This window comes from Paenibacillus flagellatus (genome assembly GCF_003217775.1).
GTDB lineage: Bacteria > Bacillota > Bacilli > Paenibacillales > NBRC-103111 > Paenibacillus_AB > Paenibacillus_AB flagellatus.
In genome coordinates, this window is sequence record NZ_QJVJ01000022.1 from 1 (window position 1) to 13,284 (window position 13,284).

The window sequence follows — 13,284 nt, forward strand, 5'->3', positions numbered from 1 at the left end:
CCTCTCAGGTCGGCTACGCATCGTCGCCTTGGTGGGCCGTTACCCCGCCAACTAGCTAATGCGCCGCAGGCCCATCCGTAAGTGGCAGATTGCTCCGCCTTTCCAGGAAAGAAGATGCCTTCTCTCCACCTATCCGGTATTAGCGTTCGTTTCCGAACGTTATCCCGGTCTTACGGGCAGGTTGCCTACGTGTTACTCACCCGTCCGCCGCTAGTCTCCGAAGAGACTCGCTCGACTTGCATGTATTAGGCACGCCGCCAGCGTTCGTCCTGAGCCAGGATCAAACTCTCCAAAAAGGTACTGCTTATTGGATGAGCCGATTGCTCATTTCGTACTGACTTGTTGTGGTCTCTTGCGAGACCGCACTTGCACGCTCGTTGTTCAGTTTTCAAGGAACAAGGATTGCTCTATTCGTCGTCTTTCACAGCAACCATTTGCTCGAATGCTGTTTAGCGACGACCTCTTTAATATAACACATCGCCCATGACCAATGCAAGCATTTTTTCGAAATCATTCGTTTGGAAGCTTGTACCACCTGGCATCGTGCGATGTCGCGAAACATAATTTATCATATCCGTCTCTACCCGTCAAGCCTTTTCGGGTCAACATACGACAGCCGTTTATTGATAGTTTCGATTCCGCGCATAGCGTGACAAATCTTTGGGGGAAGCCAGCCGGGCATACATGCGGAATACGACTTTATAACGCGATTCGATCGCATTTTTGACGTCGCCGTCCAGTCGGTGATCCTTCAAATCGAACAGCATCTCATCCAGTTCTTTGCGCAATACGTAGCCGAGTTCTTTGCATTCTCTTTGATTGAATAAAAATCCGAGCATGGAAGTTTATTGCGCCCCCTGTCCGTTATCGTAATCTTAACGGTTGTGTGCACCGCTTTACTGTTATGCTCACAATTTGCCAATTTTATGATTGGGGGCGCAAATTTTATAACCGGATGACCCAAGGCGTCACGAAGCTCTCGATGATCGCCGCTGCCAGCAGCGAGACGACAAGCAATCCGATCAAGGGAACTGTCAGCTTCATGAATCGCTCCAGATCGGCCGCAAACGATTGCCGGCCACGCGCGTTCACCAAGCGGAGCGTACCTTTACCCATAATCGATCCGAACTTGATCCCGTAAGCGCAGGCGATAATGATGGCGGGAATCTCGATCACGCCGTGCGGAATAAGACCTTTTAACAAGAAGGCCAGTTGCCCCGCTTCCGTCTGCAGCTCGGCCAAGTACCCGATTACCATCCCGTTAATAAGCAGAAAGCCGATCGGCAATATACCGAAGAAGACGCCCGCATACACGATAAGCACCGATTTGATCGCATTGTTCAAAAAAATGAAGCCGAACAGCCAAAGCATCGAATGGTCTTTCTCGGAAATGGCTTTTGCCAAATCGCGCAGCCCTTCCACCTGGCTTTGGAGGATGTTGTCGAACCGATCGGAGTAACCGTAGCCGAGCACGATGCCGCATACGAAAACGAGTGTCGCGGCGATAAAATAATTATGCATTTCTTTAAAATGGCGGAACAGCGCATGAATACTCATCGGAAACGGATGACGCTCCTTCTCTTTAAAGGTTTGTCCGGAATCGAACGCATAAGCGGGACGTACGAGCATACATTTTATTATAAACCATATACAAGCCTTTTGCGCGCGAAACGCTTCGTTCGTGCAAAGGTTCCAAAGGAGGCCTGAAATTGCCGTGAACTTTTTTTACGTCATGAACGGCACGAGACTGAAACGGTACTTGATCGTCTTCATCGCCGTCGTGTTCGCGGTCGGAATCGTCTACTCCGAAAGCGGCAACATTACCGTCTTCTCGCAGAGCGAACCGGCGGCCATCTACAGCGTCGAAACGGACAAGAAGGTAATCGCCCTTACGTTCGACATCAGCTGGGGAGACAAGCGCGCCGAGCCGATTCTAAACATTTTGCAAGAGAAGGGCGTGAAAAAAGCTACCTTCTTCCTGTCCTCCCCCTGGAGCCAGCAGCACCCGGAAATCGTGAATAAAATCGTCAAAGGCGGTTGGGAAATCGGCAGCCACGGCCATAAGCACGTCAATTACAGCAAATTGAGCGACGAAGAAATCCGTACGCAGATCTCGACGGCCCACGGTATTTTGCAGCAGGTGACCGGACAGACGCCCGGCTTGATCCGACTGCCCAACGGCGACTTCGACAAGCGCGTCCTGCGCATCGCGAACGAGCTTAATTATAAAGTGATCCAGTGGGACACCGACTCGTTGGACTGGATGAACAAAGGCGTCGACAATATTATCAATCGCGTCGTAACGAAAGCGCACCCCGGCGATATCGTCCTGATGCATGCAAGCGATACGTGCACGCAGACTCACGAGGCGCTGCCCGTTATTATCGACCAGCTGCGGGCCAAAGGATACGAATTCGTTACGGTCAGCGAGCTGATTCAGCAAACGTCGGTGGAGCATAAGGAAGCGGAGCGTCAAACCGGCGGCACCATTCATTAAAAAAAACGACAACCCCGAGAGTTATCCGCTCTTGGGGTTGTTATTTGCCGGCAGCAGCCGGTGCAGCAGCAGGATTTGCCAAGCATTGCAGGCAAGCAGCGGGGCGACCATAATAGTCGTATAAGTCGCTTCATTCAGGTTGAACGCCGGAACGGCCTCAAGAATCGTCGCAACGGACATGAAAAACAACGTAGGGATCAAAGCGCGCCGGTTCGTCTCCTTGACTTTCCGGTACGTTACCGCGATCGATACCAGCAAAATGACGATCGGCAGCAAAATGTACTGTACCCAGCTTCCGTTGCCGTCATTGGCGGCACCGGTATATCGCAGATAGACGATATCGAACAAGGCTACGATGATAAGAATAACTTGCAAAATGTCCCAATAGAGCAATTTGCCCCGAAACAAATTAAGCGCGACAAAACGTACCGTGAGATAAGCGAAAAAGCCCATCTGGCTCAAAACGGCGATCATCCCGGCACCGAACAGCATAAACAGCCACTCGTACCAGCCGACCTCGACGCCCAGAAACACGAAATTCGGCACCGTGAGCTTCAACGCGATGCCGGCGATCATGCCGACCGCCGTCCCGACCAACAGGGTCGTCCAAAACAAATAGCCCCATTTTTTTAACGTCAAGTTCGAACCCCTCCGACTCGTCCCATTCCCCTTGCACCAACTAATTATAGACAATTGTATCAACCCGCACAACCAAAAGCGAATTTCCCAAACCAAAGTTCTCCGAACATAAAGCGCCCGATTAAACGAATACTAAGCGGGAAACCACATGAAGGGAGCAACAGGTTCCATGAACTGGAGACGGATGCGCGGGTACGCCGTGTTGCTGCTGTTGCCTTTACTGATCTCATGCGGAAGCGGCGGCTCTTCCGAAGGCAGCAGCTCGCAAGGATATAAAGATACGAAATCGATGGTCATGGATATTTTGAAATCCGAAGACGGCAAAAAAGCGATTAAGGAAGCGACGAAGGGCGGCGGGAATGGCGGCGGGGGCGGCGGCGGTATGCAAGCCCAATCGGCGGGCGGCGGCGGCAAAATTCAGATGCTGTCGGCGCAGGATGCCCAACAGCTGCAAGTCGTCGTGAAGGACGTGCTGACGTCCGACGGCAGCGACAAAATGATCAAAACGATGATGACGGATCCGAAATTTGCCGGCGATTTCGCCAAGGCGCTGCAGAAAGAGAACAAACAGCTGCAAAAGGATTTGATGAAGGACCCGGAGTATCAGAAGCAGATGATCGATCTGATGAAAAATCCCGAGTATGAGAAAATGCTCATGGACGTTATGAAAAGCGCCCAGTATCGGCAGCAAGTCATGACCGTCATGCAAGAAGCGCTGCAAAGTCCGCTATACCGACTGGAACTCATGAATTTGCTCAAGAAGGTTATGGAAGAGCAGGCCCAGCCGCAAGCGCAAGGCGGCAAGCAAGGGGAGAAGCAGCAGGGGAAAAAAGGCGGCGGCCAAGAAGGCGACAAGCAAGGCGGCGGCGGTGGCGGCGGCGGTGGCGGTGGAGGCGGTGGAGGCGGTGGAGGCGGCGGTTAATAACCGCCCTCGCTCACTCGACTCCATACCCTATACAAAAAGGACTGGCCGGGTGCCAGTCCTTTTTTCTGCTGCGAACCATTCCCGCGATCGCCGAAAGTCGACCTTCGCTGCGTTATGCTTCGGTTTCGTTTTGCCGAATTACCGCTTCGGCGACTTCCAAATACATTTGTCCGACGTCGCTATCGGCCTTATAAACGGACGGCGAATAATCGGGCTCGCTGGGGTGATTGTCCGGCGCGCCCAGCGGAATTTGGGCCAGCAGCTTCGTATGAAGCTCTTCGGCCAGCTTGGCTCCTCCGCCGCGTCCGAACACATAATCTTTGTGACCGCACTGGCCGCAGGCGTAATACGCCATATTCTCGACGACGCCGATGATTTCGTGATTCGTGTGCACCGCCATCGCCCCCGCTCTGGCCGCTACGAAAGCGGCGGTCGCGTGCGGCGTCGTAACGATGATTTCCTTGCTGTGCGGAATCATCTGATGAACGTCCAGCGCCACGTCGCCCGTTCCCGGCGGCAGGTCGAGCACCATGTAGTCGAGCTCGCCCCATTCTACCTCGGAGAAGAAGTTGCGCAGCATTTTGCCGAGCATCGGCCCCCGCCAAATGACCGGCGCGTTGTCCTGAACGAAAAAGCCCATCGAAATGACCTTGACGCCATACCGTTCCACCGGACGGATCAATTGGTCGACGAGCTCGGGACGGTCTTCGATGCCCATCATGTCGGGCACGCTGAAACCGTAAATATCGGCATCGATAATGCCGACCCGTTTGCCTTTCCTTGCCAATGCGACGGCCAGATTGACGGCCACGGTCGACTTGCCTACGCCCCCTTTACCGCTGGCAACGGCGATAAAGGTCGTTTTCGAGCCTTCCGCCAGCAAATTGGTCGGAGTCGGCTTGACGGGCTCCGGATTCGCCTTCTTGGCCGCTTCCGCGCGCTCGTAATCGGACATTTCGCGGAACCGGATATGAACGTCGGCTATCCCGCTCCGATTCAATACGCCCGCAATCTCACGGCGCAGCTCTTCTTTCCGTCCCTCGTCGTCCGTCGAGAGCACAACGCTCATCGCCACGCTGTTTTCCTTCACCATGACATCCTTGATGGCGTTCAATTCGACCATGCTTATCCCGTAAACCGGATCCTGCAAATGACGCAGCGACTCCAGCACCTGTTCCCGAGTCATGTGGGCAGCCCCCCGTTATGCGTTTTCGAACCTTCGATCATTATAGCACATGTCGCAGCCGGCTCGAAAATGCGAAACGTAAATCCCGCCGTTCATTTATCGGTCGCATAGCGCAAAATCCCCCGGTAAATCGATTCCGCCACTTTCTTCTGATAGCCGGCATCCGCCATCAAGCGCGCTTCCTGCGGATTGGACAAAAACCCGACTTCGACGAGCGTCGCCGGAATATCGAGCGCTTTGAGCAAATAAAACGTGTCTTCGGTTTTCGGCACGCGGTCGGTATTGTTCAAATTGGCGCGAATTTCGCCCTGAATGCTCTCCGCGAGCTTCTTGCCCTCCGCATTGGTCGGAAAATAAAACGTTTGCGCCCCGTTCCACTTCGGAGAAGGAATGCTGTTCAGATGGATGCTGACCAGCATGTCGGCTTTCTTGCTCCGGATCAAGTCGACGCGCTTGAGCAAATCTTCGGTTTTGCGCTTGCTGTAGCCCTTCGTCCCTTCGGCGGCCAGATCGGTATCCTCCTCGCGCGTCATGACGACTACCGCTCCGGACTGCTGCAAATAATCGCGCAAGTAAAGCGAGATGGCGAGATTCACTTCCTTCTCGACGAGCCCGCCGCTGCTGACCGCTCCGCCGTCCGGTCCGCCGTGCCCGGCGTCGATGGCGATCACTTTTCCCGACAAAGGCATCGTCCAATACGTCCAGGTTCGGGTCGTGGGCAATTCGTAGGTGAACAAGAAAATCATGAGCAGTACCATCGCCGTCGACAGCAGCAGCTTCAGCATGCCGTTCGTATTGAGCCAGACGACGACGCGCGCCCTTCTTTTCCGCATAAAAAAATCCACCCCAGTTCCGCTAGACTTTTCGTGTAACGATAAAATCTATATGGACCGGGATGGACAAATATACCTATGGATTGGACGAGGGCACCAATTGATCGGACATTCCTTCGATCAGCACCTTGGCGACTTCCGGACGGGTAAATTCCGCCGGCGGGCATATGCCCTCCCTCAGCATCGCCCGAACCTTCGTACCGGACAAATGCATATGATGCGATTTATCGTGCGGGCACGTCTTGCTCGTCCCCATGTTGCCGCACTTCGTGCAGAAGAAGCTGTGCTCGAAGAAAAGCGGCGTAATGCCGAGCTCATCGGCCGTAAAGTTTTTGAAAATGTCCTGCGCCTCGTACGTGCCGTAATAATCGCCTACGCCGGCATGGTCGCGCCCGACGATGAAGTGGGTGCATCCGTAATTTTTGCGCACCATCGCATGAAAAATCGCCTCGCGGGGCCCCGCGTAACGCATCGCCGCCGGGAAAACGCCGAGCATCGTACGTGCCTTCGGATAATAATGGTCGAGCAGCACCAGATAGCTTCGCATCCGCACGTCCGCATTGATATCGTCGGACTTCGTCTCGCCGACCAACGGATTGAGGAACAAGCCGTCGACGATTTCCAGCGCCGTCTTCTGAATATATTCGTGCGCCCGGTGAACCGGGTTGCGGGTTTGGAAGCCGACGACGGTTTTCCAGCCGTTTTGCACGAACTTTTTGCGGGTCTCCGCCGGGTCGAAATAAAATTCCTGGAATTTATCCGGCTTCGGACGGTTCAGCAGCTGAATCGGACCGCCCACGTACGTCTTGGGCCGCGAGAACAGCTTTTGCACGCCCGGATGCTCCAAATCGTCCGTTTTGAACACCTTGACCGCTTCTTCCCGCTGATCGACACGATACACGCTGCGCACGTCCAAAACGGCGTATACGACGCCGTCTTCTTCACCGACAAGCGCCACCCTTTCCCCGACCAGCAGACGCTCCGCAAGCGCATCCTCGACCGGCAAGACGATCGGAATGCTCCACACCGTCCCGTCGGCCAGACGCATCCGGTCAAGCACCGAACGGTAATCCTTCTCCTCGAGGAACCCGGTAAGCGGAGAAAAAGCGCCGATGCCGATCAAATCAAGGTCGGACACGGTCCAGGCGTTAACCGGAATGTGCTGCAAATCTTCCGCTTCCTTCAACAAGCCGTCGCGCTGGGCGCCGGTGACGACGCGATTGACCAAAGCGCCGCCATGAGGCTTTATCGTTTCTGCCATGATTATAATCCTCCCAAATCGGACGTTCTGCTTTACTTATGCAGGCCGCATTCCGTTTTCTCGAACCCGGACCAACGACCCGCCCGCGGATCTTCGCCGGGGAGCACTTGACGCGTGCACTTCTCACAGCCGATGCTCGGGTAATATTGATCGTGCAGCGGATTATAGATCAATTCGTTTTCACGAATATAGTTCCATACATCGTCCGACGTCCAATCGGCGATCGGATTGAATTTCACGAGACCGAACTTGACGTCATACTCAATCTTCTTCGCATTGGCCCGCGTCGGAGCCTGATCGCGGCGAATGCCGGTGATCCATGCTTCGTACTTGCCCAATATATCGGTCAACGGCTCGACTTTGCGAATGTTGCAGCACGCGGTCGGATCGGATTTCCACAGCTCGTCGCCATGGCGTTCCGCTTGCTGCTCCAGCGTAAGCTTCGGGCTGACGCGAATGAATTTCAATCCGTAACGCGCCTCGAGCCGGTCTCTCGTCTCATAGGTCTCCTTGAAGTGGAGATCGGTATCCAAGTAAAAGATGTCCGTCGAAGGCGACACCTTCTGCAGCATATCGACCAGCACGACGTCCTCCGCGCCGAAGCTGCAGGCGAACGTAATGTTCGGGAACGTCTCGACCGCCCACTTCAACACAGCCTCCGGACGTTGCGATTCCAGCGTCTCGGCGGCATCTCGGATGAGCGCTTCTTTCTCAAGCAAGTTCATACGTATGATCCTCCTTGTTCGAATCCATTTTTTGATTTCCGAGTTAGTTTATATGAATTAAGGTATATACTCATTATAAGGTTAATTAATGGGGTGTCAATACATATCGTTATGAACCTCTCGTTTTTTTGGGCACATCACTATAGTATGGCGAAGCCGGTTATTGGTGAAAACAAAAAAAGACCTTTTCCGCTGTGCGGAAAAGGCCTTGTTGCTGTAAACGATCGATGGGAATCGGATTAGCGCTTCGAGAACTGAGGCGCACGGCGGGCTGCTTTCAAGCCGTACTTCTTCCGTTCTTTCATGCGCGGGTCGCGCGTCAGGAATCCGGCGCGCTTGAGCGGTCCGCGGAATTCCGGATCGGCTTTCAGCAATGCGCGGGAAATGCCGTGACGGATCGCGCCCGCTTGTCCGGTCGTACCGCCGCCATTGGCGATAACGAGGACGTCGTACTTGCCGCCCGTCTCAGTCAGCGCGAGCGGCTGCTTCACGATGAGCTTCAACGTCTCCAGACCGAAATATTCGTCCAGTGCGCGGTTATTGATCACAATCCGGCCTTCGCCCGGTACGAGACGTACGCGTGCGACGGAGTGCTTCCGACGGCCGGTTCCGTAATATTGTACTTGTGCCATGAACAGATCCTCCCTCTAATTATCCGCGAAGCTGCCAAGCTTCAGGTTGTTGTGCTTGGTGCGGGTGTTCCGAGCCTGCGTAAACTTTCAGCTTCGTCTTCAAGCTGTCGCCGATCCGGTTTTTCGGCAGCATGCCGTAAACGGCCAGCTCAACCATACGCTCCGGCTTATTGTTCAGCATCTCTTGTGCGGTCGTCGTCTTCAAACCGCCCGGATATTGAGAGTGGCGGTAATATTTTTTCTGTTGCAGCTTCTTGCCCGTCAGTACGACTTTATCGGCGTTGATGATGATGACGAAATCGCCGGTATCGATATGCGGGGTGAACTCCGGCTTCGTCTTGCCGCGCAAGATCGATGCGGCTTCGCTGGCCATACGGCCGAGCGTTTGACCGGCTGCATCGATGATGTACCATTTCTTTTGAACTTCGTTCGGCTTCGCCATATATGTGGTACGCATTCGCTTTGTCCTCCTAAATAAATCTCCATGTCACGCATTCGTTATGTTCATCTTGATCGAAGCAGATGCCTTCTCACAACTCGGGGCGTGGGAGGCCAGTTGTGAAAAGAGCCATCTAATATATTACAACATTTCCGGGTGTAGCGCAAGACGTTCTTTCGGGGAACGCATGCGCTTCTTTCGCCCATCGCGAATCAATACACGACTTCCCAGAGCATCAACCCGTGGGCCATCGCCGTCGGCCCGGCCAGCTTCCGGTTGCGGGCTTGGAGGATGACCGCCATTTCCGACGGGTCTCGCTTGCCTTCTCCGACCTGCATCAGCGTGCCGACGATGATTCGCACCATATGCTGCAAAAAACCGTTCCCGGTTACGAACACATGAATCAATCCGGACGAAGAAGAGGCGGCCGATTCGCGCTCCTCCACGATCTCGGCGTCGAAAATCGTTCGCACGTGCGAGGGCTTCGTCGATTTCACCGAACAAAACGTCGTGAAATCATGCTCGCCGATCAGCGCCCGGAGCGCATGGCGCATCGCTTCCACATCAAGCCGAGTCGGATGGTGAAATTGGAGATGTCGCTGGAATACGTCCGGCACCCGATTCGTGTTGATCGTGTACCGGTACGTTTTCCTCTTGGCCGATCTGCGCGCGTGGAATTGCGGATCCGCCGTACGCGCCTCCATGATGCGAATGTCCGGAGGCAGACGCGAATTAAGCGCCATCGCCCACCGTTCGAGCGGAATAAGGGACGACGTATGAAAGTTGATAATTTGGGCTCTCGCATGCACGCCCGCATCGGTCCGCCCCGACGAGGTGATGGCGATTCGTTCCCCCGTAAGCTGTTCGATGGCCGCTTCGATCCGGTCCTGAATCGTATTCCCGCCGGGCTGCGATTGGAAACCGAAATATTGCGTTCCGTCATAGCTTACGGTCATAACCAAATTCCTCATCTTGCACCCCAAAATCGAAACCTGTGCCGAGTCTCGTTCGTCGCCCATGCGTACTTACAAAAAAAAGGGCTTCAGCAGAATCAGCGATTCTGTCCACCCTTTCATCCGGTCGATTAAGCTCGATCTACCAGTTCCAAGTACACCATGGGAGCCGCATCGCCACGGCGAGGTCCCAGCTTCAAGATACGAGTGTATCCACCCGGACGTTCCGAGTAGCGAGTCGCGAGTTCCGAGAACAGCTTCTGGATCGCGTCTTGATCCGCGTCGGGCAATTCTTCGCGACGGACAAATGCAGCCGCTTGACGGCGAGCGTGCAGATCGCCGCGCTTCGCCAGCGTAATGAGTTTCTCCGCAATGGAGCGAACTTCTTTCGCCTTCGCCTCGGTCGTTTGGATACGTTCGTATAAGAACAGGTCGGTTACCAGGTCACGAAACAAAGCTTTGCGAGCGCTGGAGTCACGGCCCAATTTTTGGTATGCCATCTGTTTCCCCTCCTTCTGTAGTCGTACGGTTGAACATGGAACAGCCGCGCAGGAGTTCCGTTCGTCGATCAATCTTCCGCGCGCAAGCCGAGTCCGAGCTCTTCCAGCTTCTCTTGAACTTCCTCCAAAGATTTGCGGCCCAAGTTGCGAACCTTCATCATATCTTCTTCGGTTTTCGTGATCAGCTCTTGCACGGTATTGATACCCGCACGTTTCAAGCAGTTGTAGGAACGAACCGAAAGATCCAGCTCTTCGATCGTCATCTCCAACACTTTTTCTTTCTTGTCTTCTTCCTTCTCGACCATAATCTCCGCGTCTTTCGCTTCGTCGGTCAAGCCGACGAACAGCATGAGATGTTCGGTCAAAATTTTGGCGCCCAGGCTGACGGCCTCTTCCGGTCGAATGCTTCCATCGGTCCACACTTCGAGGGTAAGTTTGTCGTAGTTCGTGACTTGACCGACACGGGTGTTTTCGACGCTGTAGTTCACGCGGGTAATCGGCGTGTAGATCGAATCAACCGGGATGACTCCGATCGGTTGGTCTTCTTTCTTGTTCCGATCCGCGGGAACGTAGCCTCTGCCGCGTCCAGCGTGAATACGCATATGCAGTCTGGCGTCCGCCGCGAGCGTGGCGATGTGCAGATCGGGATTGAGAATTTCCACATCGCTGTCCGCGCGAATGTCGCCGGCGACGACATTGCCTTCGCCTTCGGCATCGATTTCGAGCACCTTTTCCTCGTCGGAATGGATTTTCAGAGACAATCCTTTCAAGTTCAGGATAATCTCCGTCACATCCTCCATCACGCCCGGCACTGTCGAAAACTCGTGCAGCACGCCGTCGATCTGAACGGAATTGACGGCAGCTCCCGGCAGCGAGGAGAGCAGGATGCGGCGCAAGGAATTCCCGAGCGTTGTCCCGTATCCGCGCTCCAACGGTTCGATCACGAACTTGCCGTATTTGCCGTCATCGTTCAATTCGACGGTTTCGATTTTAGGCTTTTCAATTTCGATCATGAACTTAACCCTCCTTAAAAACGTCGTTTCCCTCCGGATTCCCTGTACGCGCAAAAAAGCATAGTATGCCTATCGTCCACAACCATTATTCACATGTTTCGGATATTTATACTATATAGGAAACCACTACTCAGACACGACGACGTTTTGGCGGGCGGCAGCCATTGTGAGGAATCGGCGTTACGTCCTTGATCAGGTTGACTTCGAGTCCTGCCGCTTGAAGCGAACGAATCGCCGCTTCGCGACCGGCACCCGGGCCTTTGACCATGACTTCCACGCTTCTCATTCCATGCTCCATAGCGGCTTTGGCTGCGGATTCGGCAGCCATTTGGGCCGCATACGGAGTGCTTTTACGGGATCCCTTGAAGCCCAGGTTACCGGAGCTTGCCCAAGAAATCGCGTTACCGTGCGGGTCCGTAATCGTTACGATCGTGTTGTTGAACGTCGAACGGATATGGGCCACACCGGTCTCGATATTTTTACGGTCACGACGTTTCGTGCGTGCTGCTGCTTTTTTAGGCTTTGCCATGAGAGTTATCCCCCCTTATTATTTCTTCTTATTCGCTACCGTACGACGAGGACCTTTACGCGTACGCGCGTTCGTTTTGGTGCGTTGACCGCGAACCGGCAAGCCGCGGCGATGACGAATACCGCGATAGCAGCCGATTTCTACGAGCCGCTTGATGTTGAGGGCAATCTCGCGACGAAGGTCGCCTTCCACTTTCAACGTTTTGTCGATCGCTTCACGGATTTTGTTCACTTCATCTTCCGTCAAGTCGCGAACACGGGTGTTGACGTCCACGCCGGTTTGCGCGAGGATTTTTTGGGAAGTCGTTTTGCCGATCCCGAAAATGTACGTCAGCGCGATTTCCACGCGTTTGTCACGGGGCAAGTCTACTCCAGCTATACGAGCCATTAGTGTTCGTGCACCTCCTTTTAACCTTGTTTTTGCTTATGCTTCGGATTTTCGCAAATGACCATGACCGCGCCTTTGCGACGAATGACTTTGCATTTTTCACAAATCGGTTTGACCGACGGTCTTACTTTCATGGTTATACCTCCTGAGAGCTTTCCGATGGAAAGCTGCATCGTAAGCGTTGCTGAGCTTTCCGATAGGAAAGCCGTTAAGCGTTGCATCTAACCTTTTTATTTAAACCGATACGTAATCCGGCCTCTGCTCAAATCGTACGGCGACAGCTCGACGGTCACTTTGTCCCCTGGCAATATACGGATGAAGTGCATCCGGATTTTGCCCGATACGTGGGCCAGCACTTGGTGCCCGTTCTCGAGCTCCACCTTGAACATGGCGTTCGGGAGAGGTTCGATTACTTTGCCTTCTACCTCAATCACATCTTCTTTGGCCACGGTCAATCTCCTTTCTCATGCGCTTCGGATTGCACGCTTTCCAAATATTTGTTCAACGCGTAACGTAGTTTGCCGTTGGTCACACGCCCGGTTTCCTTGATGCTGTCGGCCACCTCGCCGCTCACATGATCGAGCAGCTCCAGATGAAGCAGGTTTTTCTTTTTCGGCTGGTCGAATTTGCGCTTGTCGCCGTCGGCGATCCATACGAACCGATCGTCGATGATCCGGACGATAACTGCGTATTTCTCCTGCTCGCGGCCTCGCAGTACTTTGACGATCCGGCCGACTTGCGGTTCAATCGCGGTATCTTCCATCG

The 13,284-nt window shown here is 54.0% G+C and carries 19 protein-coding genes and 1 rRNA gene; 2 read left to right on the forward strand and 18 right to left on the reverse strand.

Annotated elements, in window-relative coordinates; translation table 11 throughout:
• From DLM86_RS30470 to DLM86_RS30480, 3 genes are all read right to left on the reverse strand, one after another.
• A 16S ribosomal RNA gene (locus tag DLM86_RS30470) occupies nt 1–296 on the reverse strand; the annotation flags it as partial.
• 324 nt (nt 297–620) lie between these two features.
• Nucleotides 621–839, reverse strand: coding sequence for a hypothetical protein (locus DLM86_RS30475; RefSeq protein ID WP_110843833.1), 219 nt, complete (start codon nt 837–839; stop codon nt 621–623).
• Between the two features lie 106 nt (nt 840–945).
• Nucleotides 946–1,557 (reverse strand): stage II sporulation protein M, encoded by a 612-nt coding sequence (locus DLM86_RS30480; protein ID WP_110843963.1) that lies wholly within the window; start codon nt 1,555–1,557, stop codon nt 946–948.
• Between the two features lie 157 nt (nt 1,558–1,714).
• On the opposite strand from DLM86_RS30480, the gene pdaB reads away from it, so the two are divergent.
• A complete protein-coding gene (gene pdaB / locus DLM86_RS30485; protein ID WP_110843834.1) occupies nt 1,715–2,497 on the forward strand; it encodes a polysaccharide deacetylase family sporulation protein PdaB in 783 nt (260 codons plus the stop codon).
• A gap of 21 nt (nt 2,498–2,518) precedes the next feature.
• On the opposite strand, the gene DLM86_RS30490 is transcribed toward pdaB, so the two are convergent.
• Nucleotides 2,519–3,136, reverse strand: a complete 618-nt coding sequence (locus DLM86_RS30490; RefSeq protein WP_110843835.1) for a KinB-signaling pathway activation protein — start codon at nt 3,134–3,136, stop codon at nt 2,519–2,521.
• Nucleotides 3,137–3,305: 169 nt separating this feature from the next.
• Between DLM86_RS30490 and gerD the strand changes: the two genes are divergently transcribed.
• A complete protein-coding gene (gene gerD / locus DLM86_RS30495) occupies nt 3,306–4,058 on the forward strand; it encodes a spore germination lipoprotein GerD (RefSeq protein WP_110843836.1) in 753 nt (250 codons plus the stop codon).
• Nucleotides 4,059–4,173: 115 nt separating this feature from the next.
• On the opposite strand, the gene DLM86_RS30500 is transcribed toward gerD, so the two are convergent.
• From DLM86_RS30500 to DLM86_RS30565, 14 genes are all read right to left on the reverse strand, one after another.
• On the reverse strand, nt 4,174–5,247 hold the full coding sequence (locus tag DLM86_RS30500; protein ID WP_110843837.1) for an Mrp/NBP35 family ATP-binding protein: 1,074 nt from the start codon (nt 5,245–5,247) through the stop codon (nt 4,174–4,176).
• Between the two features lie 92 nt (nt 5,248–5,339).
• The gene (gene cwlD, locus DLM86_RS30505; protein ID WP_110843838.1) at nt 5,340–6,080 is read right to left on the reverse strand and encodes an N-acetylmuramoyl-L-alanine amidase CwlD; all 741 of its coding nucleotides are present in this window, start codon (nt 6,078–6,080) and stop codon (nt 5,340–5,342) included.
• 76 nt (nt 6,081–6,156) lie between these two features.
• The gene (sat, locus tag DLM86_RS30510; RefSeq protein WP_110843839.1) at nt 6,157–7,341 is read right to left on the reverse strand and encodes a sulfate adenylyltransferase; all 1,185 of its coding nucleotides are present in this window, start codon (nt 7,339–7,341) and stop codon (nt 6,157–6,159) included.
• A 32-nt stretch (nt 7,342–7,373) separates the two neighbouring features.
• Nucleotides 7,374–8,066, reverse strand: a complete 693-nt coding sequence (locus DLM86_RS30515; protein WP_110843840.1) for a phosphoadenylyl-sulfate reductase — start codon at nt 8,064–8,066, stop codon at nt 7,374–7,376.
• 239 nt (nt 8,067–8,305) lie between these two features.
• The gene (gene rpsI, locus DLM86_RS30520) at nt 8,306–8,698 is read right to left on the reverse strand and encodes a 30S ribosomal protein S9 (protein ID WP_110843841.1); all 393 of its coding nucleotides are present in this window, start codon (nt 8,696–8,698) and stop codon (nt 8,306–8,308) included.
• A gap of 19 nt (nt 8,699–8,717) precedes the next feature.
• On the reverse strand, nt 8,718–9,155 hold the full coding sequence (gene rplM / locus DLM86_RS30525; protein ID WP_110843842.1) for a 50S ribosomal protein L13: 438 nt from the start codon (nt 9,153–9,155) through the stop codon (nt 8,718–8,720).
• A 194-nt stretch (nt 9,156–9,349) separates the two neighbouring features.
• A complete protein-coding gene (gene truA, locus DLM86_RS30530; protein WP_110843843.1) occupies nt 9,350–10,108 on the reverse strand; it encodes a tRNA pseudouridine(38-40) synthase TruA in 759 nt (252 codons plus the stop codon).
• Nucleotides 10,109–10,221: 113 nt separating this feature from the next.
• Complete coding sequence (gene rplQ / locus DLM86_RS30535; RefSeq protein WP_110843844.1) at nt 10,222–10,590, reverse strand: 50S ribosomal protein L17; 369 nt, start codon at nt 10,588–10,590, stop codon at nt 10,222–10,224.
• A 68-nt stretch (nt 10,591–10,658) separates the two neighbouring features.
• The gene (locus tag DLM86_RS30540; RefSeq protein WP_110843845.1) at nt 10,659–11,603 is read right to left on the reverse strand and encodes a DNA-directed RNA polymerase subunit alpha; all 945 of its coding nucleotides are present in this window, start codon (nt 11,601–11,603) and stop codon (nt 10,659–10,661) included.
• A 130-nt stretch (nt 11,604–11,733) separates the two neighbouring features.
• Entirely contained in the window at nt 11,734–12,132 is a 399-nt protein-coding gene (rpsK, locus tag DLM86_RS30545; protein ID WP_110843846.1) for a 30S ribosomal protein S11, read from the reverse strand.
• Nucleotides 12,133–12,150: 18 nt separating this feature from the next.
• Nucleotides 12,151–12,519: a 30S ribosomal protein S13 gene (gene rpsM, locus DLM86_RS30550; RefSeq protein WP_110843847.1), complete on the reverse strand. Its 369-nt coding sequence runs from the start codon at nt 12,517–12,519 to the stop codon at nt 12,151–12,153.
• Nucleotides 12,520–12,539: 20 nt separating this feature from the next.
• Entirely contained in the window at nt 12,540–12,653 is a 114-nt protein-coding gene (gene rpmJ, locus DLM86_RS30555) for a 50S ribosomal protein L36 (protein WP_022738894.1), read from the reverse strand.
• 96 nt (nt 12,654–12,749) lie between these two features.
• A complete protein-coding gene (infA, locus tag DLM86_RS30560; protein ID WP_110843848.1) occupies nt 12,750–12,968 on the reverse strand; it encodes a translation initiation factor IF-1 in 219 nt (72 codons plus the stop codon).
• Nucleotides 12,969–12,970: 2 nt separating this feature from the next.
• On the reverse strand, nt 12,971–13,282 hold the full coding sequence (locus DLM86_RS30565; protein WP_110843849.1) for a KOW domain-containing RNA-binding protein: 312 nt from the start codon (nt 13,280–13,282) through the stop codon (nt 12,971–12,973).
• Between the last annotated feature and the right edge of the window lie 2 nt (nt 13,283–13,284).